A 21,429-nucleotide genomic window follows, 5' to 3' on the forward strand; every position below is an offset into this window, starting at 1 on the left:
GGCCGGGCATCAGCAGATGCCCGGCCTTCGTCGTTTCCGCAGAACAAGGTTCGGAACGGATCGGCGAAACCCGTTCGGTGGGCGTCCGCTTCCGCCGAATCGTGACATCACCACCGAAACCCGCCTGCGTCGCCCGCCCGTGCCTGGCAGAGTGAGCTCACAGGCGGCCGACAGGTTCGGCCCTCGGACAGGATCGGAGTTCCTCGGCCATGGCCAGCAGCAGTCTCCCGCTCACGACGGGCGGAAGGATCGTCGCCCTCGCCGGCGTGCTCTTTCTGCTCGACACGTTCGCACCCTGGCACCGCCTGTGCGTCGTAGTGCTGGACGTCGAGGCCTGCCGCACCCACGACGCCTGGGCCACCACCTGGTCCAGCGTCGCCGCGCTGCTGGTGGCCGTTCTGCTGGCCGAGCTGCTCGTGTCTCAGGTGGCCGGGCTGCGCCTACCTGGCGACTGGGCGCGGTTCCGGCTCGGAATCGCGGCCCTGGCCACCGCACTGGTGATCCTGCAGGTGTTCGTGGGTGACGGAGCGCTGGATCGCACCTACGGCGTCTGGTTCGGGCTCGTCCTCGCCGCCGCTCTTACCTACGGCAGCTACCTGCGCAGGACGGAAGCGCCGGTCGGGCGCCTGTCACTGAACCGGTAGGAAGACGTACTCCTCCAGGTCGGGAATGCTCTTCCCGCCGAACAACAGTCCCAGCTGACTGCCGTACCAGCCGATGAAGCCGGCCTTCTCGTCGTGGTCCACCTCGTACTTGACCCGCTCGGTGCCTTCGGGGGCGAGCACGTTGCCGCCCTCGCGCAGAACGCCGGGCTGCTCCGCGTACCAGCCCACGGTGCGTGAACCGGACAGGGCCTTCCCGAGCTCGTGAGTGATCACGTGGTCGACGTGCCCGGCCCGGCCCAGCGGGGCCAGGATCAGGTCCTCCCGCGTGGTGGCCAGGCTCACCCGCTGCTCCAGTACGGGCAGCAACGGCTGGTCGGGCTCGGCGATCCGGCCGCGCGACATGTGCGCCTGGGTGGGGTACACGCAGTCCAGTTCGGGCAGCCAGCGTGCGGCCAGGCGGGGAACGCGCGAATCCTTACGGCGCCGGAACAGTGCGTCCTGGAAGCCGAAGTGGACGCCGGTCGCGCCGATCGAGCGCAGTGCCACCTTGTCCTCGGCCCGGCGCCGGCTGTACAGGGGCTGGGCCCGACGGGCGTTGCTCTGCCGTAGGAAGGCCCGGGCCGGATGGGCCGGCCGCTGGCCGTTGCAGGAGGAGAACAACGTCATCACCGTCACCGGGGTGAGGGGCGAGGTCTGCGCGATCAGCGAGCCGCAGGAGAGCGCCGCATCGTCCAAGTGCGGGGAAAGGATGATGATGCTCGCGTGGTCCTGTAAAGCATCCGCTCCGATCACGACGGCTTCCTCTCTGAGCGTGACGCGCTGCCCGCCTCCGAGGACAACGTCCGGCGGAGTTGCGAGCGCGATGAACGACGCTGCTCAGCTTAGGTATCCGGGTGTGCGGCAAGGCTATTGACGCGGCCGAGGGGGCCAGGAGCCAAACGGACGACCCTCGGTGGGGCGCGGACCGGAATGTTCCGGATCGCCCGGCCCGCAACCCACCGAACCGGACGTGCGCGCGATCGGTGCGCGCGAACGTCCTCAGTTTCAGGAGACCGGAAGGAAGATCGTCTCGTCGAGCGCCGGGATGCGCTTGCCCAGCTCGGACCGCGAGTGCGTGGTGTACCGCTCGAGGAACTGCGCCTTGACGGTGTGGTCGACGTCGAACTTGACCCGCTCGGTGCCCTCGGGAGCCGCGATCTCCTCCTCCCAGGTCTGCGCGTCCGGCTGGTCGGCGTAGAAGCCCACCGAACGCCCCGCCCGCGACAGCGCCCAGCCCACCTGGTTGGTCAGCACCCGGTCGACGTTCCCGCTCAGCCCCAGCGGCGCCAGGATGATGTCGTCCTTGCTGGTGCTCAGCGAGACCCGCTGCACCAGCTCGTCGACCAGCGGGAAGTCGAGCGGTGAGATCGCCCCGCTGCGGATGTGCCAGCGGTAGGTCGGGTAGACCACCCCGAGCTCGGGCACCAGGTTGCGCACCACCTTGGGCACGTTGCGGTCGGTGCGGCGGCGGAACAGCGCGTCGTGCAGGCCGAAGTGCACGGCCGTCACGTTGATCGAGCGCAGGGCCAGCGTGTCCTCGGTACGGCGCTGCGCGTAGAGCGCAGGGGCCCGCACCGCGTTGCGCTTGTCCAGGAAGGAACGGGCCGTCCTGGTCGGGCTGTCGCCCTGGCTGTGGGTGAAGAAGGTCATCACCGTGACCGGGGTGGTGAGCGCCAGCTGGGACAGCAGATAGCCGCAGGACAGCGCCGCGTCGCCCAGGTGGGGGGAGAGCACGATCACGGGACGGTCTGACAGGGACTCCGGTGCGGCCACTGGGCCATCCTTTCGCGAGGGCGGGGGTGCTTGGGTTCGCCGTTGACAAACCCAAGCACACCCGGGCGCCTCAGACGTCAGAAGGTGCGGCCCGCAGCGGCCCGGGCGGACTAATCTTTGCCTCGCAGTGCGCCGGACCGCAGTGCACGAACGAAGAAGAACATCGGGAAAGGTGCCATGACGACCCAGGCCGAGAGTTACGAGTTCCAGGTCGAGACCCGTCAGCTGCTCCAGCTGATGATCAACTCGATCTACTCGGACAAGGACCTCTTCCTGCGCGAGCTGATCTCCAACGCCTCCGACGCCCTGGACAAGCTGCGGCTGGAACGGTTCAACGACGACACGCTCGACGTCGACACCTCCGACCTGCACATCCGGATCGACCTGGACGCGGCGGCCCGCACGCTGACGATCAGCGACAACGGCATCGGGATGTCCCGGGCCGAGGTGGTCGACCTGATCGGCAAGATCGCGAACTCCGGCACCGCCGAGTTCATGCGCCAGCTGAAGGAGGCGCAGCGTGAGGAGGCCGACACCGAGGAGCTGATCGGCCGCTTCGGCGTCGGCTTCTACTCCAGCTTCATGGTCGCCGAGCGGGTCACCATGATCACCCGGCGGGCCGGTCAGGCGGAGGCGACCCGGTGGGAGTCGGCCGGTGAGGCCACCTACACCCTCGAGCCGGTCGACAGCGCTCCCCAGGGCACCAGCATCACGCTGCACCTGAAGCCGGCCGACCCGGAGGACCGGCTCTTCGACTACACCGACCCGCGCAAGGTGCGCGAGATCGTCACCCGGTACTCCGACTTCATCACCTGGCCGATCCGGATGGCCGCGATCCCGGTGCCGGGGGACGACGACGAGGCGGACGAGGCGGCGGAACCGGCCGAGGAGACCGTCAACTCCCGCAAGGCGCTGTGGACCCGCCCGGCCGGTGAGGTCACCGACGAGGAGTACGCCGAGCTCTACAAGCGGATCAGCCACGACTGGAACGACCCGCTGGAGACGATCCGGCTCAACATCGAGGGCACGCTGCAGTACCAGGCCCTGCTGTTCCTGCCCGAGCGGGCCGGTGCCAACCTGTTCAGCCCGGACGCCAAGCACGGGGTGCAGCTGTACGTGAACCGCGTGTTCGTGATGGACGACGCGGAGGAGCTGCTGCCGGCCTACCTGCGCTTCGTCAAGGGTGTGGTCGACTCGCAGGACCTCGCGCTCAACGTCTCCCGCGAGATCCTGCAGCAGGACCGGCAGATCGAGTCGATGCGCAAGCGGCTGACCAAGCGGGTGCTGCAGGCGGTCAAGGGCCTGGCCGCGAACGAGCCGGAGAAGTACACGAAGTTCTGGGGCGAGTTCGGCCGGGTGGTGAAGGAGGGCCTGCTGCAGGACTTCGCCAACCGCGACGCGATCCTCGAGATCTGCTCCTTCGAGTCCACGAACGACCCGGAGAAGCGCACCAGCCTGCGCGACTACGTCGAGCGCATGCCTGAGGACCAGGACAAGATCTACTACCTCACCGGCGACTCCCGGCAGGCCCTGGAGAACTCCCCCTACATGGAGGCGTTCCGGGCCAAGGAGCTGGAGGTGCTGCTGCTGACCGACCCGATCGACGAGGTCTGGGTGGACGGCATGCCGGAGTTCGACGGCAAGCAGTTCCAGTCCGTGGCCAAGGGCGACATCGACCTGCACGAGGACGACACCGCCGAGGAGAAGGAGAAGCAGAAGGAGCAGTACTCCGCTCTGCTGACCTGGATGGGCGAGGTGCTGACCAAGGAGGTCAAGGAGGTCCGGCTGTCCAGCCGCCTGACCACCTCGCCGGCCTGCGTGGTCAGTGACCAGAACGACGCCACCCCCACGCTGGTCAACCTCTACCGGGCGATGGGCCAGCCGATCCCGCAGGAACGCCGGATCCTCGAGCTGAACCCCGCGCACACGCTGGTCGAGGGGCTGCGCTCGGCGCACGAGGCCCGCCCGGAAGACCCGAAGCTGGCCGAGACGGTCGAGCTCGTGCACGGCATGGCCCTGCTGGCCGAGGGCACGCAGCCGGACGATCCGGCGCGGTTCGTGCAGTTGCTGGCCACTCAGCTCGGGGAGACGTTGGGCAGATGAGTCAGGGCGCGGGGGAGCAGGAAGAGCCGATGAGAGACGAGTACGGTCGCCCTGAGCCGCCGGCTGCGGGCACCGAGGCGGAGGTCCTTCTCGGCTTCCTCGACTACCAACGCGCCACTTTCGCCTGGAAGATCAGTGGTCTGGATGCGGCAGGGCTGGCGACAGCCCTGCCGCCGTCCCCGATGACGCTCGGGGGGATGATCAAGCACCTCGCGTACGTCGAGGACGAGTGGTTCCACGTCCGGCTGTTGGGTAAGCAGCGCCCAGCCCCGTGGGACGAGGTGGACTGGGGGAGCGACCCCGACTGGGAGTGGCACACCGCCGGGGAAGACACTCCCGAGCAGTTGCATGCTCTCTGGCAGGCCGCGCTCGCTCGTTCCCGGGAGGCCACGGCCACTGCCCTGGCCGACGCAGGCATGGGGCGCCTGTCCCGCTACCAGTTCCGCGACACCGGCCAGACCCCCAGCCTGCGCTGGATTCTCACCCACATGATCGAGGAGTACGCCCGGCACAACGGGCACGCCGATCTGATCAGGGAGTCGATCGACGGGCTGGTCGGCGAGTAACACGCGACTCTCTGCTGCCGTCTGATCGCACAACGTCTCGGTAGCCTCGGTCGTGTGCAGTCTGCGCCTCGCCGAGCCACGCTCGTCCTTGCCCTGACCCTGGCCGCCACGGTGGTTCCGTCCCAGCCGGGTCTCGCCCAGAACCAATTGGGGACGTCCTCGAGGACTCGAGCGGAAACGTCCGTTGGTGGGGACGTGAGTTGGCTCGTACCTCGGCAGGCTGCGGTTCCCGGGGGAGAGCCCAAGGTGACGTGGCCGGCCAAGGGCCGCGCGCGCATCGCGGTGCCCGGGGTAGGAACGATGGGCAATAAGGACAGCGGTGTGAAGTCGGTACCGATCGCCAGCGTTACGAAGGTGATGACTGCGTACACGATTCTGACGGACCATCCGCTGCGGGCCGGACAGGAGGGCCCGGTCATCACGGTGACGAAGGCCGAGGCCGCTACCTACCCCAAGCGCAAGGCCGAGGGGGAGTCCGTGGTCAAGGTGAAGGCGGGGATGCGGATCACCCAACGGCAGGCGCTCGAGGCTGTGCTGATCCGCTCAGGCAACAACATGGCCGACATCCTCGGCCGCTGGAGCGCCGGCTCACCCAAGCGCTTCGTCGCCCGGATGAACTCCAAGGCGGCCGAACTGGGTCTGACGTCGACCTCTTTCGCCGATACCTCGGGGCTGAGCCAAAAGTCCCGCAGCAGCACCATCGACCTGCTCGACCTGGCTGTAGCGGCGATGAAGGATCCGACCTTCGCCGAGATCGTCGCCACGCCCAAGGCCCAGATCCCGATGAACACCCTGACCACGACCAACAAGCTGCTGGGCCGCAACGGCGTGATCGGGATCAAGACCGGATCGACGAATGCCGCCGGAGGATGCCTGCTCTGGGCCGCGACCGACCAGGTGAACGGCGAAACCCGCACGATCTACGGGGTGATGCTCGGGGCGCCCGGCCCGCTGATTCTCACGAACGCGCTCAAGGCCAGTGAGAAGATGGTTGTCTCGTCGCGAAAGGCGTTGCGGCGCGTGACTCTGTTGCAGCGCGGCACCCCGGTTCTGTCGGTCGCCGGAGACGACGGGGTGGTACGGCAGTACGGTGTTGCGCAGACGCTCGCCGTGCCCGGGTGGTCAGGGATGAAGTATCGCCTGGGGCTGCCGATCGGCTTCACCGACGGCCAGGCCCCGACCGAGATCACCGTGAAGACCAGCGGTGAGTCGATCGGGGTCGGCCTGGAAGAGCTGTAGACCGGGCCGCTTTCAGCCCCGCAGCCTTCCCACGAGACCGATGAGCAGCCCGGCGCCGACCACCAGGAGCACCACCGAGAGGAAGCCGGCCAGGGCGACGACCGAGACCAGGCAGGCCAGAGAGAGCGTGATCGAGGCCGGGCGGCTCGTACTGGTGAAGCCTTCGGTCAGCACGGCCGCGACGAGGATCCCGGCAAAAGCACCCGCTGCCAGCCAGAGCACGGCGAGGTGGTGGCCGCCCAGGGTGAAGACCGAGGTGAGCCGGTGGGCGTCGAACCACTCACCGGCGGTGTACATCCACACCGCGGCCATCACGTCGGCCGTCGCCGTCGCCCAGATCCAGCGAACCGTGCGGGTGGAGAGCTCCGTCCGGTCGGCAACCAGGTTCGTCTGCCACACGTTCACCACCTCCAGGCGACCAATGGGAAGAACAGGGCCGGCTCTCCGTCCCGAGGCGGCCGGCCCGGGCCGATCACGCCGAACACCACCGGGTCGAGGCGTTCGAGGGAAGCGGCCAGGATCGGCGCGGCACCGGTGATCCGCTCGAAGACCCCGGCCACTCGGGCCAGGTCGGGATGGGCGGGGACGCTCCCGAGCACCTCGCGAGCCAGTTCCGGGCTGCATCTGCGGCCGGACGGGGGGATCGCGGTGATGTCCACCTGCTCCGGGTCCAGTTCGTGGGCCAGCACGACGGCATCGAACAGCACGCCGGACTCGGCGATCTCCTTGAGCCTTTCGCGGCAGTGCCGGGGGATCGGCAGCCGGCCGTTGCGGGTTCGCAGTGGATCCTGCTCGGCCGCGAGCACCAGCCAGGGCCGGCTCCGGCGGTCGAGCAGGACGGTGGGCTCGGCGTGGAAGGTCTGCACCTGCGGCTCGGGCAGGCCCGGTGTTCTCGGCCGTACGGTCGCGTTCATCGGTTCACCGGTTCGGGGTGGTCGGCCGGAAAGACGCGATGGCCACCAGGAACAGGGCGAACAGGCAGGCCAGCGACAGCAGAAGTGCGCTCGCTGTGAGCATGGCCGCGAGCACGCCGGAGGTCGCCACCGTACCCGTCACCGCCAGCACACCGATCGCGGCGAGCTGGGGAGTGTTGACCTCGGTCAGCCCTCGGCTGGTGCCGGCCAGCACGGCCAGGCCGGCCAGGTAGAGCAGGCTGAGGACCAGCACGAAGAACTCGTTGTGCCCCAGGGTTGTGGTCGTGCACAGCAGACTCTGGCAGGGGAACCGGCCGCCGTGTGCGCCCAGCGACACTGCCGCAGCCCCCGCGCTGAGCGGGGCCAGGAGGAGCAAGAACCGACGGACGCGGCGGGGCAGGGGGATCGGGCACGATTCCCAGGTGCGGGTGGAGTTGAGAAAGTCTCCCAGAGCATCGGTCCGGCTCTCCTCGAGACCGAGAGCACAAACGTCCTCAAGTAGTTGGGGTGGTTGGACGGCGGTTTCGACTGGGGCTCGGTCGAGCACGCTGCGGGCGCTGGACATGGGTGGGCTCCTTGATCACGAGCCCGGCGCGAACGGGGGACGCGCCGCGGCTGCTGCGACCGATACTCCCGGTTGCGGGAACCGCTGTCAGGCAACGGCCTTGCGCCGAAACCGGATGGAACCGCAACGGTTCCACCTGGCCCCGCTACGGTTCCACCGCTTCCCGAGGTTCAGCTTCCCAGCAGCTCGTAGGCCGCGGCCAGCTCGGCCACCATGAGATCGCTGGAGCCGTGCGGCGGGGTGAGAACGTTGCCAGGCCCTGACGACTCGTCGCCGGACGCCCCGGGACGCAGCAGAAGTTCGAGCAGTTCGCGCTCACTGAGGTCGAGCAACTGGTCGCACTGGCCCCGGCCCAGACCCGTGGCGGCCGTGGTGTAGACCCGGGCGCCGGACTCACCGCCCGGCAGCAGCAGCCGGCCGATCGCCCGGACCCGCCGGTTGGGCTGGACCGCGACCATCCGGAGCCGGGCCTCGGCCACCAGCTGCCGCCACTCGCGCAGCGCCAGGATCGCCCGGCGGACGTTGTACAGAGCCGGGTCCTGGTCGGAACGGGCCGGCTGGCGCTCGATCAGCGCATCGAACACGTCGACCCGAATCCGCTCCAGGTCGAGGGCCTCCTGATCCGGCGGCACCCGGAGCACCCCGCGCAGCGACGAACGCAGCCGTTCCCCCTCGCCCACGCGGTGCAGGGTCAGCAACGTCTCGCCGCGGGCGCGGCCGGTGTCGCGGTCGAGCAGCCGGGCCAGCATCCGTCCGCCCGCCCCGTGGTCGGTGACCGGATCACCGAAGAGCGGGACATCGACCACCACCGTGCGCACATTGCGTTCGCGGCCCGGGACTGCCGCCCGGACAGTGATTTCCGGGCGGTCGGGATCAGGATGGATCTGAAGGGTGCGGGCCGGGACCTGCCGGGGGTCGATCAGGCCCGTCGGCCGGCTGGTGGCCAGGCCTTCCCGGGCCGGATCCGGCCGGGACCGGATCCGGGGCCGGTAGTAGCGGAACGGGCCGGTGCGGAACGTCTTGTGCAGGTCACGCCACATCTCGACCACCGCGCGCAGCGCCTCGTCGTCGCTCTTCAGCTGAGCGCGCAGGCGGTCGTAGCCGGCCACCACCTCGCCCAGACCATCGAGCAGATCACCGGGCAGCGGGCGCGGGCGCAGGCAGAGCTGGGCCAGGAGACCTCGGAGGCCGCCCGCGGCGCGCCGGGTCAGCACCAGCGACTGCTTGAGAAGCTCGGTACGCGCGGCCCCTTCGGGCAGGGTGAGTGCGGCCCAGGCCCGCGCCACCCCACGCTCGGCATCGACCAGGGACTGGTCGAGCGGCAGGTGGAGCCAGCGGTCCAGGGCGTCGGTGACTGCGATACGCAGCCACGGGCCGGCGGCGGAGAGGTCTGCTTCCAGGCGGGAGACCTCGATGCGCGAGCTCCCCCGATCCAGGTGATCGTTGATGCCGGCCACCGCAGTGTCTCCGACGAGGGCCCGGATGATGTTCTCGGAGGCGGAGTTCCAGGAAGTGACGGTGATCGATCGCCAACGGTGGGGGGTGGTGAGGTCCACGCTGATCCGGACCCCGGCCGTGAGCAGCGTCTCGTGCCGCAGCTCGCTCGCCGGGGTCTGGTGTCCGGCGGAGAACATGACCTCAGGCTCGACATCGTGACGATCTCCGGGGGAGAGCGTCACGGACACCATCATCAGCTGCCTCACCTTCGGATCACGGAAACGCTGGCCGGAAAGTGATTCTTCAGCGAGTGGGCGGAGGAATCGCTGAACGCGACTGAACTTCAGTGGCGAGAGACAAGTTCGATCGTCTCACCAGTTCACGTCAGTATCCAGGTCTCCCGCCCGCAAATCTGTCGTGCGGAGGGTACAAGTGCACTGTCCTGATCAGCCCGGGGACGGTTGCAGGTAGCAGTCCCGGGCGAAGCGCCAGGCGGTGACGCAGCCGGTGCGCAGCGGAATCTGCTGGGACGAGTGCGATCTCGGGCCCAGCCGCCAGGAGACGATGTGCTGGGTGCTGAGCCCTTCCAGCGCCAGCGCCTTGAGCCCGGGATACCCGCCGATGTCGGCCCAGACCGAGTCGCTCACGTCGCCCTGGGCCGGGTCGGCGAACTTGCGCAGCTTGCTCGCCCGGTCGCACAGGTTCTTGCGGGTGGGCTGGTGCAGGCTCCGGGGTACGGTGAGCCCGAAGCCCTGCAGCTGCCCCGGCGGGATCTGCCGGCGCCAGGTCTCGGGCGCGAACTCCACCCAGGCCAGGAACTCCTGGCAGGCCCGGATCAGGGCATCCCGGGCCCCGGCGTAGAGATGCGGGTTGCGCAGCTGCCCCAGCTCGGTCTGCTCCCGCCAGGTGATCCGGGCCAGCGCCAGCGTCAGATGCCGTTCCGGACCCTGGTCCGGCCCCAGGATCATGGTGGCGGTGTGCAGCACGGCCGCCACGTGCCCGGTGTCCGGGTCGACCTTGGTCAGCGCCGGCGGCAGCCCTTTGGCGGCATCGGTGAGGGCCGTCCAGGCCTGCTCCACATCCCCCACCGTCTGCTGGAACATGCTCAGCGCCAGCTGATGGGTCACCGCCGCCAGCCGGTGGGTGCTGGTCCCGTCCCCTCCGAGCAGGACCAGCACCTCCCGCCAGTCCCCGCACTCCAGCCGCTGGGCGCAGCGATGCAGGTTCTTGAACGGCCCGTCCGGCCCGTACGGCGAAGGAATCTCCTCACGTGGCCGTGGTGGAATCGGCGGCGTCACCATCGCAGGCCACCCCCTTGTCGTTCGTTGTCGCAGCCCGGGTCGCCGCCGGGCCGCAAGCCGATGAGACTCGCTGTGGGAGAGGAACTGACGGGCCCGCCCGGCCCCCGCGGGTCACCCCGCGCCGCCTTCCGATGTGACATGACCAAGCCCCTCCGATGTGAGAGCGGCTGCGGCTCAACCACCTGAGCTTCCGCCGAAAGCTGCCATGACCTGGCTGTCTGAAGATCGGCACAAGGCCTGCGAGGTGCTGGTCGGTACGGCGCCGGCCGGGGTGACAAACCTCGGCAAATGCTTCTGGCACTGCTACGTTTGGCTTCGTACCACTTTGTGTAGGTCCAGCATGCAATCGCCCCTGGCAATTGACAAGCATCTGATCTAGCGGGGTGCCATGCCCGGTACACGCCCGAACCCCACCGCCAGCCGCCGCGCCCTCGCCGCCCGGCTCCGCCGCCTGCGCATAGCTGCAGGCAAGAGCGCCGAAGATGCAGCACGTGAGTTGATGGTCAGTGCATCGAAGATCAGCAGGTTGGAGAGCGGGGACCGGGCGCCCCAGCCACGGGACGTGCGAGATCTTGCCCGGTTCTATGGAGCTTCACCTGAGGATGTGCAGCAGTTGCAGGAATTGGTGTTGGAGTCGCGGCGCAAGGGCTGGTGGTCGCACTACGGCACTCGGGACGAACAGGTCGAGGTTTTCATAGGCCTGGAATCGGTGGCCACTCGCATCGACGCCTACGAAAATTTGCGGTGGCCCGGCCTGCTGCAGATTCCGGACGTTACTCGGGCGGTCCTCGACCCGCTGAAGCACTCAGAGAACTTGTCGACGGACTTCATTGAAGACCAGGTGAAACTCAGAGGTGAGCGCCAGCAGCGTCTGCTCGACGGACGCCTGGCACTCCACGCGATCATGGATGAGAGCGTCTTTCGTAGGCACTTCCCGCCGGGCGTTGCAGAGCGGCAAATGCGGCACCTGACGGATCTGTGCCGGGCTCTCGACAATCTCACCGTACAGGTTGTGCCCTTCTCCGTGGGGCCCTATCTAGGTATGGATGGGGCCTTCTGGATCCTACGTGACTCGGAGGTAGTAGATTCTGAGGATCTAGTTGTCGTCGAAGGTGTCTCCGACTCCAGTTTCATATACCGCTCTGCGCAGGTACGAATATACAGAGATTTGTTTACATCCATTTCTCGAAGTCAGGCTCTTGGGGAGAATGAGAGCCTGGCCTGGATAGAAAGATGCGCTCGCCAGCGGAAGGATTGAAGCCGTTGCCCCGCGATCGCTTCCTTTGATTCAGGGGCAACGGCTCAATCAACTTCAGGCCTCGAACTCAGAATTCTTCACTCCGGCCACGAATGTATTCCATTCGTCTTTGGTGAAGGAGAGGATGGGGCCAGGGATATCCTTGGAATCACGTACTTGCACGCCCTCGCCGACGAATTTTACTTCGACGCAACTCGCTGAGGTGCAGGCCATGGCGCGACGCCAGGGGGAGGGGGTCGGCTTCCCGTTGGTGGCGTCGGTGGCATCGAGCATGAGGGCTCCAGTTGTGATGAGATTGAACTCCGGGTGTATTCGTGGAAGGGGCGCACGCTGATGGTGGTACAAAAGCCAGTGCGTCCAAACCCGATGGAGGATACTCGCTACTCCGGCGTAGTCCAGGCTCGTCATCCAGACTGTCGTCGAATTGATTCTGTCAGCCCCTCGACGTGCGTCGATGCGGGGAGGGTCGTCCGTTATGTGTACAGGGGCAACGTCTCGCGCATATGCTGGGTTTGGGGCCTTGCGTTAGCTCATTGTTGGGCTGTCTGCATCAGGCCCTTGACATCCAATTGGTTTTCTATCCTCGGCGCCGGGCGATGGTACAGCTGATCGTCATAAGTGGGTCGTAAGCTCTTGGCCAGGTAGCGCTGGAGGTTGCCGAGTAGAGGCTGGTGCCAAATGGTCCGCCTGCCCAGGAACCGTTGTCTTAGCTGTTTCGGTATGCGACAGGAACAGTGGCCGGGAGAGTGGCGATGAGCGGTTGTGTGTGCCGTCTCATCGTCAGGAGTTGTCAGACGTCGAACTCGGAGTTCCGGACCCCGGTTGTGAACGCTCGCCATTCACTAGCAGTGAAAGTCAGGACTGCTCCCGACACGTCGTGAGAGGCGCGAAGACGCACTTCGCTCTTGTCTGGCAGGATGAGTACTTGGACGCAGGTAAGCGTGGAACAAGCGCTGGAGGCCCGCCACGAATCCTTCGGTTCTGATTCAGGGGCCAGAGAGATATTCTTGGCCATGATGATGGGTCTCTTCGAAGTGATCGAATTCTTTGCAGTGCCCGAGAAGTACGAGCAGGCCGTCAGAATACCTGCAGCACCGACCTGCGGCGGCGGTTTGAGTGACGCTCCCGTCGCCTAGGGGCGAGTTGCATCCGAGCCAGAAGCCGATTAGTCGACTCTTGCCTCACCTATGACAAGCCATTGACGCGGCACCTGCATCTGCGCGAAGTGACCGACACGTGTCGCATGCCCAACCGACTGTCTGGGCAGCTTCTTTGGGAGTCGGGAATATTTGACAGTTGACGGTGTCACCATGGGCGGCGCCATTCGGCGATCCTCTTGCCTTGTTTATGCGAGGCCTTCTACCTACCGTGGGAACGACGGATGACCCTGGATAGCGTTCCAGGGACGGGGAATGGAGCTCGCTGATGCTGGAAGACGATCAGCTGTTGCAGGCAGCGTCCTGGAGGCGGTCAAGTTGGTGCGCAGTAAGTAGCTGCGTCGAGGTTGCTGTGTTACCTGGCAAAGTGTTGGTGAGAGACTCCCGGGACGCCAGTGCGGTGCTCGTGTATCCGTCTGACCGCTGGGGGCGGTTCGTGGAGTGGGTTCGGGGCTCTCAGGGTGTCCCTGGTGAAGCAGGCTTGGTCGTCGAGTATGAGGACCGGGTGCGGCTGTTCGAAAGTGCGGAGGTCAAGTCACTGATCTTTGCCCGCAGTGAGTGGGAGGTATTCCTCCGGGGTGTGCGTGCGGGAGAGTTCGATGCTTAGGGTTGGCGGGGGCCGTCGTCGCGGTCCCCGCCAACCTTAGTTACGAGCGCCCGCTGAAGAACGAAACCGCCTCGCGCAGGGCAAGATCCGTCAACTCAGGATCATGCCGCACCCCAATGTCCCGCATGAACGCATGCTCCCCACCCGCATACACATGAAGCTCCGTGTCCGGGAGTCCAGCCGCGTACAGCGCTGAGATCACCTGCAGCCGCGCATCAGCAGGCACGTGCGGGTCGGAGGAGCCGAAGACCACGAGCAGCCGGCCCTTGATGTCCGAAGCGCGGGAGAGCGAATCGGCAACGTCGGCGCCGAGTTTCCCGTCCTGCAGCCCGGTCGGGTAGAAGCACACCGTGGCCGCCACTCGCTCGTCGAAGGCGGCGCGGAAGGCCAGGTGGCCGCCGATGCAGAAGCCGGTGACCAGGAGGTCGGTGACGTCGGGGCGGGTGGCCAGGTAGTCCAGGGCGCTGGTGCGGTCCTCGTCGAACTGGGCGGTGGGCATCGAGGCGGCGCCGGCCAGGCCGCGGGCCTTGCCGTCGTCGTCGAACTCCAGGGCCACGCCGGCCAGGTCCCCGCGGGGGTAGATCTCGGGCACGCAGACCAGGAAGCCGGAGGCGGCCAGGCGGCGGGCGGTGCGCAGGGTGGACTCGGTCAGTTGGAAGATGTCGGTGTAGAGCAGGACGCCGGGGCGGGGGGTGTCGTCGGCGGGGGATATGACGACCGACTTGATCTCGTGGCCGGCACCTGGGATCGACACGCGTTCCTCACGAAGCTTCACGCCAACGGAGAGTACTCCGGCCCGGTGGGACGGCCTGGAAGGCGTTGACCGACACGATCCGCCGAGGCCCGCCCCGCCGAGGCTGACGTTCAGTGACATGCCGGTCTGGGCCTGGCGGCCAGCACTAATGCACTCGGGCCGAGCGCCTGTGACCTCAATGTCCTGAACGACATCCTCCAGCGATTCACCGGGCCCGCGGAGTCGATGGATGAGGTTTGGCACGGTTGCACGATCCGTAATGTGAACTGATCTGGTCCTTACGGATCGTCCAGATCTGCGGAAAGTCATAACCCGCAGGCACGGCCCCAGGGATCGCCTTGAGCTGGATCCGAACACTGGTCGACCCGGCGGGCTGCCGTCCTGACTACTCAAGCGTAACGCAAAGTTAATTTCTGGTTGCGGGCTGTGTATCTGCTGAGGGGGTGCCCATCTCTCTTCCGGGTGCCGGGCCTGCCCGTCCGGCCTTGCGAACCAGGAGTTCCGGGCCTGCCCGCCCGGCCTTCCCGAACCAGGAGTTACAGATGCCCAGGACCACCCGGAAGCGTGCCGCCCTCGTGTTCTCGATGGCCGCGGCGACCACCGGTGCCGTACTCGCCCCGCTCTCCGCCCAGGCCGCCCCCACTGAGGCGCTCACCGCCACCGTGTACCAGGTGGTGCAGGAAGGACTGACCGAGAAGCAGGCCGAGAAGCTCGCCCGTAAGGCCGGAGTCGGTAACGCTCTTCGCCCGGACGGCTCGTTCGCCTTCGTCGACAAGGCCCGCTTCGCCCGGGTGCCCACCCGGGAGATCGGCAAGGGGGTGGACGAGCGGCGCGGCGCGACCGTGGCCGAGGAGCTCGACCTCTCCAAGCTCGACGCGATCAGGACCATTCCGCAGGACGAGGCGCTGCGCAAGGCCCGTCAGCTGCTGGCCGTGCCCCAGGGGTACGGGATCTCGGCCTCGGTCGGTCACACCACGCTGGATCACAGCAACGGCGACGGAAAGCTGCTCAGCAGCCGTAATCTCGACACCACCGTCTCGTACCAGCTCACCCTGGGCGGGGTTCCGGTGATCGGGCCGGGGGCCAAGGCCCGGGCCTCGTTCGCCGGCGACGGTTCGGTGGTGCAGCTCGGCCAGTCGGTGCGCGAGGTGAAGGCCGACCGCAAGGTCGACATCATCACTCCGCAGAGCGCCCTGAAGACCTGCACCCAGCTCTACGGCGACGGGGTCAAGCAGTCTCTGCCCACGCTCGGCTACTACGCCCCGGCCCTCAGCGCGGTCCGGGCGACCGGCAAGGGCAGCGTCAATTCCCTGTTGCCGCACTACGTCTGCCAGCCGCGGACCCGGCTCGGCACCGATGACAAGGTGCAGGGCAAGCTGGTCGCCGCCGCTCCCCAGTTGGCGCCCACGGTCGAGCTCAAGGCCTCGGGCGACGGGCGTACGGTCTCGGCCGCGGCCGGCGTGACCGGTGGCACGGCGCCGTTCTCGTACAACTGGTCCTCCTCGTCCGTCGCGATCGAGAAGCAGGGCGGCGAGCAGGTCCGCTACGCCGGCGCCCAGCGGCCCGAGAAGGGTGACTTCACCGAGACGGTGACGGTCACCGTGACCGACGCCAACGGCCTGGTCAGCACCGCGCACGTCGACCTGGTGAACCAGAAGGGCGAGGGCTCGGCCAGCGGTGTGCAGGGCGGTGCCGGTGGCTCGTTCGCCAGCAACGGCATCGAGCAGACGGTGGACGAGTGGCAGTGCGCCCAGGACAGCGCCAACGGGTTCAAGTCGGTGATGCAGTCGAAGGGGCACAGCGTGGCCTTCGACTGGCGCGGTAACAGCGCCTTCGAGAAGGACTTCAAGGACCACAAGCAGAACGGCTGGGACGACCGCTACGTCGACGACGTGGACGCCCAGTGGTACACCGGCCACGGCTGGTCCGGCGGCTTCACCTTCAAGGGCAACCACGACGACGGCAACATCACCCCGGCCGATGCCCGCTGGGGCGACCGGAACCTGGAGTGGCTGCAGCTGGAGAGCTGCCAGGTGCTGAAGGACACCAACGGCAAGAACGACTACTTCGGCCGCTGGAGCCAGGCGTTCCAGGGTCTGCACCTGCTGAACGGGTTCGACACCAACGCCTACTGCATCGACGGCGGGACCGGCCGGCGCTTCGCCAACTACCTGTTCCCGGAGACGTTCCTGTGGTGGACCACCCGGGACGCGCTGACCGTGCAGCAGGCCTGGGCCTCGATGGCGAACGACCTGGAACCGGCCGGGGTGCGCTGGCGTTCGGTCAGCCCGGCGACCTACCGGGCGGCCAGCAACAGCTGGGTGACCAACCTCGGTGACCACTACTGGGGCCAGGGCAATGTCGGCCCGGACATCCGGCCCAACGCGACCACCAACCGTCTCGACGGCTTCTTCTCGGTGAGCGGTCTTTCCTGATCGAGAACCGAATTGAGGACGGGTGGCGCACCTCCCAGCCGGGAGGTGCGCCACCCGTCTTCTGTCGGCTCAAAGGTCAGTCGAGCCAGTACGTGTCGTGTTCGATCATGAACGCCCCCGCTGCTCGTCGCTCAGTTCGGCGAGCTTCGGCAACCCTTCGAAGTAGGCCTCTCGCGGGGCTCCCGGGGCGAACATCAGCAGCATGGAGGCGGGTTCGCCGGATTCGTTGCGAAAGCCGTGGATCCCGCCTTCCGGGACGTAGAAGAAGTCGCCGGCGTGTGCGTCCACCCATTCGTTGCCCTCGTACAGCCGCACAGTGCCGGACAGAATGAAGAACGACTCAGAAATGCCTCGGTGGAAGTGCGGATCCGGCCCACTCCGTGGGCCCAGGAAGTCCCAGCGGTAGAGCCCGAACCGGCCGTTGGTCTGTTCACCGGTGGCCAGATAGCTGGTGACGGTCTTGGCCAGCGGCAGTTCCGGCGCGGCATCGCCCGGCCGGATCCAGGCCGTCTTCTCGCCGGACTCACCGTGGTACGTGGGTGGTGGATAGGACATCTTTCCCCCTTCGGACGCGGTGCCCCCAACCTACTTCCCCCGTCCGGCCGGTATCAGCAGGTCGCGGGCAGCGCTCGTTTCCGGCAGGGAGGCAGGACATGACCACGATCGAGTCCAGGCCCGCAGAGCGGGTATCGGCGGTGCTGGGCGACCGGGCGGCGCAGGCGCTGCTGGCCGACTGGCTGGCGGCCGGGACGGTGGTGGGTCACGGGTTCGCCAACTTCTACGCGATCACGGCCCGGCCCGAGGCCGAATCGGTGCAGCGACTGAACCGGATGAAAGGCCGCCCCGCCGACCAGCCCGGCAGTGTGACCGTGCCGCCCTCGGGCGTGGCCGGGATATTCGACTGGGCCGCACTGCCGGACGGGCTCGACCGGCGCCGCATCCTGACCGTCATCGACGTGCTCTACGGGATGGGCCCTTTCGGCTTCCGCGGCCCGGCCGCGACGCACGTCCCGGACCATCTGACCGTCACGGAGAACGGTGTGCGCACCGTGCAGGTGATCGCGCCGGGATACGCCTGCCCGTCCAACGCTTTCCTGGCCCGCTGCCTGGACGCGGCCGGCACCGACCTGCTGTACGTCACCTCTGCGAATCGTTCGCACCACCTGACCGGCGCCGAGGACAGCCCGGCCCACTGGAAGGCTTCCGGGCTCCGGGTCGACTTCGGGCACGTGCCCAACTTCGCCGTTCTGGAACACCAGGACGAGGCCGCGGCCCGGGCGGCCTATCCGCGGTTCGCCCCGATGTCCACGTCGGTGATCAGTTTTCACCGGGCCCTGCCTACCGACGCGAGCGGCCGGCCGGTCCTGACCCTGGAACGCCACGGGTCGCTGGCCGTCGACGACATCCGCGAAGTCCTCGACGACCTGGGACTGGGCCTGACCTCCCGTGCCGGTCAGCGGCTCACCGCGCGGACCTACTGACGGATCCCGGCCACGATCACCGGCTCGGCGTCGGCCCAGCGCACCGTGAGGGTGTGCGTGACCCCGGTGAGCTCCCTGCCCACCTCACGGGCCACCACCAGCACCGGCCCACCGGTGGTGACCACCGTGTACCCCGCCTCGTCGTGCGGCTGCGCACCGGCCACCGGAGGAACCTCGGCGCCGGCCTCTCCGCTGCCCACCACGGTGGCCGTGGGTGGGCGCTCGATCAGGCCGCCGTTGCCGTCGTCGACCATCTCCGAGGCCTGCGTCCCGCCGGTGAGGACGACTTGGGTGAGCACGGCGGCCCAGACCGGGTCGCCGCAGCCGTCGTAGACCCAGCGGGTGCCCAGGGCCGAGTGCTCGGTGGTGCCGATCAGGTGCTCGTCGGCCCCGCGCAACGGCTCGCTGCGGTAGGTGGCGGGCACGTGCAGCACGGCGCCGGTGGTGGTCCGGAGCAGGAACGTCTCGATCCCGACCTCGCCCTGCGGGTCGTCGAAACGGTAGGCGCCGATGGTCTGCACTCCACCGCTGCCGTCGGCCCAGGCCCGCGAGCGCAGCCAGGGCGTGAGCAGTTCGAGCTTCGAGGGCGTCAGCGTGGCCTTGTGGATGTGAGCCATGCCCAGACCCTACGGCCCGCCACCGCTCACGGCCCGCCCTTCCAGTGCTCGATCCGGTGGTGATCGGGGGTGAATCCGTGCCCGACGCCCCAGAGCACGGCCTGGGTACGGCTCTCCACCCCGATCTTGCGGTAGATGCTGCGGATGTAGGACTTGATCGTGTTCGGGCTGAGGTAGGTCAACTCGGCCACCTGGGCGTTGCTCATGCCCTGGGTGATCAGGGCGAGCACTTCGGCCTCGCGGTCGGTGAGCCCCTCGCCGCGGCCGGGCCAGTTCAGCCCAGGCGCGGTGCGGGCCCCGGGGGACTGCTCGCTGATCACCATCTCGCCGGCGTGCACCGCCTGCAGTGCCGCGACCAGGTCGCGGGCGGACATCGTCTTGGACAGGTAGCCGGACATGCCCTGTTCCCGCGCCCGCTGGATCAGCATCGGATGGAAGTTCCAGGTGTAGACCACCACCCGCCGGGCCCGGGGGTTGGCCACCAGCGTGCTCAGCTCGTCCACGTCGGACTCGGGCTGGGCGAAGGTGTCGTACAGAACGATGTCGACGTGGTCGTCCACCCCGAGGTTGAGGTCGATCTCGGCGATCAGCACCTGGTCGCGGTAGTCGTCGAGCATGGTGGCCAGGCCGTTGGCGACCACGTCGTAGTCGTTGACGAGCGCGAGCAGGATCGGTGGCTTCGTCACGAAAGGACGATAACCCTCCCTAGGGGTGTGCCGGACCAGCCCTAGGGGTGGTTGCGTAGAGGTCAGGACAGCAAGGAACCCCTCTCGGAAGGATCCTGACCATGCTTGGCCTGATCATCACTCTGCTCATCGTCGGCCTGATCGCCGGCGCGGTCGCCCGGCTGCTGGTGCCCGGCCGACAGCACATGTCGATCCCGACCACCATCGCGATCGGCGTGGTCGGCTCGTTCGTCGGGGGCTTCCTCGGCTACCTGATCTTCGGCAAGGACTCCACCGACGGCTTCTTCCAGCCCTCCGGCCTGATCGGCTCGATCATCGGGGCGATCATCGTGCTGCTGCTCTGGATCAACCTGGGCAACCGACGTACGGTCTGAGGCCGCCCTTGAGACCCCGGAACCCGCCGCGGGGCCACGCGCGGCGGGTTCCGGCCTGCCCAGAACTCAGCCGGGCGAACTGATCTCGACCTTCACCGGGCCGAGCCGAAGCGTTCCGTCGTTCAGCGGGACACAGCGGATGCCGCCCTTCCCGCGCAGCGCCCGGAAGGCCCCCGGCCCGATCGACACGTCCATCCACGCGCAGGGATTGGCCCGGCGCTTCACCGCGAACGAGACCGGCCCGTCCCCGGAGTCGAGCGTGAGCACCTGCCCGACCAGCGAGTCCACCTCGATCCCGGCCACCATGATGGTGCGCCGGGTCTGCAGCAGGCCGGTGCCCGGCGGCAGCCCTTCCATCGACTCCTGCGCGATCAGGGTGACCAGCGCGTCCCGGTGGGCGGCCTTGCCGAAGTAGCGGTCGCCGACCACCCCCAGCCGCTCCCGCACCGAGATCTCCGGCACCAGTTCACCCGGCGGCAACGGCCCGGCCCCGTCCGACGGCCGGCCCTCGAACCGGTGCACGGGGGAGACCAGGAGTTCGACGATCTGCACGGCCCGAGGCTAACCAAACCCAACAAACTAAGGACGTCCGCGGGCACCCAAAGGGGCCCACGGACGTCCACAGTTGGTTGCCTTTTACTTGATGCCCGTGCTCGCAATGCCCTGAGTGATCTGGCGCTGGGCCACCAGGAACACTGCCAGCAGCGGCAGCAGACCGAGTACCGCCGAGGCCAGCACCTCGGCCTGGTTCACGCCGGTGGCCCCGAGCAGGCCGCTCAGACCCACCGGGATGGTCTGCGACTTGGTCTGGGTGAGCACCAGCAGCGGCCACAGGAACGCGTTCCAGGTGGTGACGAAGGTGAAGATGGCCACCGCCGAGATGGCCGGCCGGGTCAGCGGCAGGCAGATCTGCCAGTAGACCCGCCACCACGAGGCGCCGTCGATCCGCGCCGCCTCGATCAGCTGCTCCGGGATGCCCTTGAAGAACGAGCGGAAGACGAACACCGCGACCGGCGAGGCGGTGGCCGGCAGGATCAGCGCCCAGTAGGTGCCGAGCAGCCCGAGCGCCCGGAACTCGATGAACTGGGGCAGGACCAGCGCCTCCATCGGCACCATCAGCCCGGCCAGGATCACCACGGCCAGCACGCTCTTGGCCCGGAAGCGCAGGTGCGCCAGCCCGAAACCGATGAGCGAGCAGACGATCACGGTGAAGACCACCGAGAGCGTGGAGATCAGGAAGCTGTTCAGGTACCACCAGCCGATCGAGTTCAGCTCGAAGGCGGCGGTGTAGGCGTCGAGGGTCCAGTTGTCCGACCAGATGCTGATCGGGTCGGCGGTGATCTCGGCCGCCGGGCGGAACGACGTGATCACCGTGAACGCGAACGGCACCAGCCAGATCAGCGCCCACAGGGTCAGGCAGGTGGCGGCCAGCCGGTTGAACGTCTTGGAGCCGAGTTTGTCCGCCTGCGAGGTCTCCCGGTTCTGGGAGCGACGCGAAAGGGTTGCAGTGCTCATGGT

Annotated in this window: 25 protein-coding genes; 10 read left to right on the forward strand and 15 right to left on the reverse strand. The window is 67.7% G+C overall.

Translation table 11 applies throughout. The features are described from left to right. Positions 1-209 precede the first annotated feature (209 nt). The gene (locus QSK18_RS30940) at positions 210-644 is read left to right on the forward strand and encodes a hypothetical protein (RefSeq protein ID WP_285626475.1); all 435 of its coding nucleotides are present in this window, start codon (positions 210-212) and stop codon (positions 642-644) included. On the opposite strand, the gene QSK18_RS30945 is transcribed toward QSK18_RS30940, so the two are convergent. Beyond that, a complete protein-coding gene (locus tag QSK18_RS30945; protein ID WP_232809124.1) occupies positions 630-1,397 on the reverse strand; it encodes a PIG-L deacetylase family protein in 768 nt (255 codons plus the stop codon). The genes QSK18_RS30940 and QSK18_RS30945 overlap by 15 nt on opposite strands. Positions 1,398-1,649: 252 nt before the next feature. Then, positions 1,650-2,417: a PIG-L deacetylase family protein gene (locus QSK18_RS30950; protein ID WP_232809123.1), complete on the reverse strand. Its 768-nt coding sequence runs from the start codon at positions 2,415-2,417 to the stop codon at positions 1,650-1,652. A gap of 177 nt (positions 2,418-2,594) precedes the next feature. Between QSK18_RS30950 and htpG the strand changes: the two genes are divergently transcribed. From htpG to QSK18_RS30965, 3 genes are all read left to right on the forward strand, one after another. Continuing rightward, complete coding sequence (gene htpG, locus QSK18_RS30955; protein ID WP_285626482.1) at positions 2,595-4,520, forward strand: molecular chaperone HtpG; 1,926 nt, start codon at positions 2,595-2,597, stop codon at positions 4,518-4,520. Next, a complete protein-coding gene (locus QSK18_RS30960; protein WP_285626485.1) occupies positions 4,517-5,086 on the forward strand; it encodes a DinB family protein in 570 nt (189 codons plus the stop codon). The genes htpG and QSK18_RS30960 overlap by 4 nt, the downstream gene beginning before the upstream one ends. A gap of 246 nt (positions 5,087-5,332) precedes the next feature. Then, a complete protein-coding gene (locus tag QSK18_RS30965; protein WP_232809120.1) occupies positions 5,333-6,325 on the forward strand; it encodes a D-alanyl-D-alanine carboxypeptidase family protein in 993 nt (330 codons plus the stop codon). A gap of 12 nt (positions 6,326-6,337) precedes the next feature. On the opposite strand, the gene QSK18_RS30970 is transcribed toward QSK18_RS30965, so the two are convergent. From QSK18_RS30970 to QSK18_RS30990, 5 genes are all read right to left on the reverse strand, one after another. Further along, positions 6,338-6,724 (reverse strand): hypothetical protein, encoded by a 387-nt coding sequence (locus QSK18_RS30970; RefSeq protein ID WP_232809119.1) that lies wholly within the window; start codon positions 6,722-6,724, stop codon positions 6,338-6,340. A gap of 2 nt (positions 6,725-6,726) precedes the next feature. Then, positions 6,727-7,239 (reverse strand): hypothetical protein, encoded by a 513-nt coding sequence (locus QSK18_RS30975; RefSeq protein WP_232809118.1) that lies wholly within the window; start codon positions 7,237-7,239, stop codon positions 6,727-6,729. A gap of 4 nt (positions 7,240-7,243) precedes the next feature. Then, positions 7,244-7,804, reverse strand: a complete 561-nt coding sequence (locus tag QSK18_RS30980) for a hypothetical protein (RefSeq protein WP_232809117.1) — start codon at positions 7,802-7,804, stop codon at positions 7,244-7,246. Between the two features lie 170 nt (positions 7,805-7,974). After that, the gene (locus QSK18_RS30985) at positions 7,975-9,438 is read right to left on the reverse strand and encodes a hypothetical protein (protein ID WP_285626489.1); all 1,464 of its coding nucleotides are present in this window, start codon (positions 9,436-9,438) and stop codon (positions 7,975-7,977) included. 249 nt (positions 9,439-9,687) lie between these two features. Further along, entirely contained in the window at positions 9,688-10,542 is an 855-nt protein-coding gene (locus QSK18_RS30990) for a hypothetical protein (RefSeq protein ID WP_232809115.1), read from the reverse strand. A 388-nt stretch (positions 10,543-10,930) separates the two neighbouring features. Between QSK18_RS30990 and QSK18_RS30995 the strand changes: the two genes are divergently transcribed. Next, a complete protein-coding gene (locus QSK18_RS30995; RefSeq protein WP_232809114.1) occupies positions 10,931-11,800 on the forward strand; it encodes a helix-turn-helix domain-containing protein in 870 nt (289 codons plus the stop codon). Between the two features lie 54 nt (positions 11,801-11,854). On the opposite strand, the gene QSK18_RS31000 is transcribed toward QSK18_RS30995, so the two are convergent. Together QSK18_RS31000 and QSK18_RS36100 are read right to left on the reverse strand one after the other, a co-directional pair. After that, the gene (locus tag QSK18_RS31000; RefSeq protein ID WP_232809113.1) at positions 11,855-12,073 is read right to left on the reverse strand and encodes a DUF397 domain-containing protein; all 219 of its coding nucleotides are present in this window, start codon (positions 12,071-12,073) and stop codon (positions 11,855-11,857) included. Between the two features lie 517 nt (positions 12,074-12,590). After that, complete coding sequence (locus tag QSK18_RS36100; RefSeq protein ID WP_352396694.1) at positions 12,591-12,815, reverse strand: DUF397 domain-containing protein; 225 nt, start codon at positions 12,813-12,815, stop codon at positions 12,591-12,593. Here QSK18_RS36100 and QSK18_RS31005 point away from each other — a divergent pair. Together QSK18_RS31005 and QSK18_RS36105 are read left to right on the forward strand one after the other, a co-directional pair. After that, positions 12,742-12,936, forward strand: coding sequence for a hypothetical protein (locus QSK18_RS31005; RefSeq protein WP_285626493.1), 195 nt, complete (start codon positions 12,742-12,744; stop codon positions 12,934-12,936). The genes QSK18_RS36100 and QSK18_RS31005 overlap by 74 nt on opposite strands. A 289-nt stretch (positions 12,937-13,225) precedes the next feature. Further along, a complete protein-coding gene (locus QSK18_RS36105; protein WP_352396695.1) occupies positions 13,226-13,564 on the forward strand; it encodes a DUF397 domain-containing protein in 339 nt (112 codons plus the stop codon). Between the two features lie 40 nt (positions 13,565-13,604). Here the strand turns inward: QSK18_RS36105 and QSK18_RS31010 are convergent, their stop codons facing one another. Next, complete coding sequence (locus tag QSK18_RS31010; RefSeq protein WP_285626496.1) at positions 13,605-14,339, reverse strand: dienelactone hydrolase family protein; 735 nt, start codon at positions 14,337-14,339, stop codon at positions 13,605-13,607. 521 nt (positions 14,340-14,860) lie between these two features. On the opposite strand from QSK18_RS31010, the gene QSK18_RS31015 reads away from it, so the two are divergent. Further along, positions 14,861-16,753, forward strand: a complete 1,893-nt coding sequence (locus tag QSK18_RS31015; protein WP_285626499.1) for a DUF6345 domain-containing protein — start codon at positions 14,861-14,863, stop codon at positions 16,751-16,753. Positions 16,754-16,858: 105 nt separating this feature from the next. Here QSK18_RS31015 and QSK18_RS31020 read toward each other — a convergent pair whose 3' ends face one another. Next, complete coding sequence (locus tag QSK18_RS31020; RefSeq protein ID WP_285626501.1) at positions 16,859-17,308, reverse strand: cupin domain-containing protein; 450 nt, start codon at positions 17,306-17,308, stop codon at positions 16,859-16,861. 98 nt (positions 17,309-17,406) lie between these two features. Between QSK18_RS31020 and QSK18_RS31025 the strand changes: the two genes are divergently transcribed. After that, positions 17,407-18,234 (forward strand): hypothetical protein, encoded by an 828-nt coding sequence (locus QSK18_RS31025; protein WP_285626504.1) that lies wholly within the window; start codon positions 17,407-17,409, stop codon positions 18,232-18,234. Here the strand turns inward: QSK18_RS31025 and QSK18_RS31030 are convergent. After that, positions 18,228-18,851: a CG0192-related protein gene (locus QSK18_RS31030; protein ID WP_232809107.1), complete on the reverse strand. Its 624-nt coding sequence runs from the start codon at positions 18,849-18,851 to the stop codon at positions 18,228-18,230. The two genes, QSK18_RS31025 and QSK18_RS31030, sit on opposite strands and share 7 nt — an antisense overlap. 26 nt (positions 18,852-18,877) lie before the next feature. Next, the gene (locus tag QSK18_RS31035; RefSeq protein WP_352396698.1) at positions 18,878-19,468 is read right to left on the reverse strand and encodes a response regulator transcription factor; all 591 of its coding nucleotides are present in this window, start codon (positions 19,466-19,468) and stop codon (positions 18,878-18,880) included. Between the two features lie 170 nt (positions 19,469-19,638). Here QSK18_RS31035 and QSK18_RS31040 point away from each other — a divergent pair, with 170 nt between their 5' ends. Further along, positions 19,639-19,911: a GlsB/YeaQ/YmgE family stress response membrane protein gene (locus QSK18_RS31040; protein ID WP_232809105.1), complete on the forward strand. Its 273-nt coding sequence runs from the start codon at positions 19,639-19,641 to the stop codon at positions 19,909-19,911. A gap of 66 nt (positions 19,912-19,977) precedes the next feature. Here QSK18_RS31040 and QSK18_RS31045 read toward each other — a convergent pair whose 3' ends face one another. Beyond that, a complete protein-coding gene (locus tag QSK18_RS31045) occupies positions 19,978-20,463 on the reverse strand; it encodes a molybdenum cofactor biosysynthesis protein (protein WP_232809104.1) in 486 nt (161 codons plus the stop codon). 84 nt (positions 20,464-20,547) lie between these two features. Next, positions 20,548-21,426, reverse strand: coding sequence for a carbohydrate ABC transporter permease (locus QSK18_RS31050; protein WP_232809103.1), 879 nt, complete (start codon positions 21,424-21,426; stop codon positions 20,548-20,550). Positions 21,427-21,429: the final 3 nt, after the last annotated feature.

It is taken from the genome of Kineosporia sp. NBRC 101677, assembly GCF_030269265.1.
Taxonomy (GTDB): domain Bacteria; phylum Actinomycetota; class Actinomycetes; order Actinomycetales; family Kineosporiaceae; genus Kineosporia; species Kineosporia rhizophila.

What these genes read in the sequence shown, in the direction of transcription:
- QSK18_RS31040 (WP_232809105.1), top strand. Translation starts at nt 19,639, where the DNA reads ATGCTTGGCCTGATCATCACTCTGCTCATCGTCGGCCTGATCGCCGGC.
- QSK18_RS31050 (WP_232809103.1), bottom strand. Translation starts at nt 21,426, where the DNA reads ATGAGCACTGCAACCCTTTCGCGTCGCTCCCAGAACCGGGAGACCTCG.
- QSK18_RS30980 (WP_232809117.1), bottom strand. Translation starts at nt 7,804, where the DNA reads ATGTCCAGCGCCCGCAGCGTGCTCGACCGAGCCCCAGTCGAAACCGCC.
- QSK18_RS31020 (WP_285626501.1), bottom strand. Translation starts at nt 17,308, where the DNA reads ATGTCCTATCCACCACCCACGTACCACGGTGAGTCCGGCGAGAAGACG.
- QSK18_RS31035 (WP_352396698.1), bottom strand. Translation starts at nt 19,468, where the DNA reads ATGCTCGACGACTACCGCGACCAGGTGCTGATCGCCGAGATCGACCTC.
- QSK18_RS30975 (WP_232809118.1), bottom strand. Translation starts at nt 7,239, where the DNA reads ATGAACGCGACCGTACGGCCGAGAACACCGGGCCTGCCCGAGCCGCAG.
- QSK18_RS31000 (WP_232809113.1), bottom strand. Translation starts at nt 12,073, where the DNA reads ATGCTCGATGCCACCGACGCCACCAACGGGAAGCCGACCCCCTCCCCC.
- QSK18_RS30940 (WP_285626475.1), top strand. Translation starts at nt 210, where the DNA reads ATGGCCAGCAGCAGTCTCCCGCTCACGACGGGCGGAAGGATCGTCGCC.
- QSK18_RS30990 (WP_232809115.1), bottom strand. Translation starts at nt 10,542, where the DNA reads ATGGTGACGCCGCCGATTCCACCACGGCCACGTGAGGAGATTCCTTCG.
- QSK18_RS30995 (WP_232809114.1), top strand. Translation starts at nt 10,931, where the DNA reads ATGCCCGGTACACGCCCGAACCCCACCGCCAGCCGCCGCGCCCTCGCC.
- QSK18_RS30985 (WP_285626489.1), bottom strand. Translation starts at nt 9,438, where the DNA reads ATGTTCTCCGCCGGACACCAGACCCCGGCGAGCGAGCTGCGGCACGAG.
- QSK18_RS31015 (WP_285626499.1), top strand. Translation starts at nt 14,861, where the DNA reads ATGCCCAGGACCACCCGGAAGCGTGCCGCCCTCGTGTTCTCGATGGCC.
- QSK18_RS36105 (WP_352396695.1), top strand. Translation starts at nt 13,226, where the DNA reads ATGCTGGAAGACGATCAGCTGTTGCAGGCAGCGTCCTGGAGGCGGTCA.
- QSK18_RS30960 (WP_285626485.1), top strand. Translation starts at nt 4,517, where the DNA reads ATGAGTCAGGGCGCGGGGGAGCAGGAAGAGCCGATGAGAGACGAGTAC.
- QSK18_RS31025 (WP_285626504.1), top strand. Translation starts at nt 17,407, where the DNA reads ATGACCACGATCGAGTCCAGGCCCGCAGAGCGGGTATCGGCGGTGCTG.
- QSK18_RS36100 (WP_352396694.1), bottom strand. Translation starts at nt 12,815, where the DNA reads ATGGCCAAGAATATCTCTCTGGCCCCTGAATCAGAACCGAAGGATTCG.
- QSK18_RS31030 (WP_232809107.1), bottom strand. Translation starts at nt 18,851, where the DNA reads ATGGCTCACATCCACAAGGCCACGCTGACGCCCTCGAAGCTCGAACTG.
- htpG (WP_285626482.1), top strand. Translation starts at nt 2,595, where the DNA reads ATGACGACCCAGGCCGAGAGTTACGAGTTCCAGGTCGAGACCCGTCAG.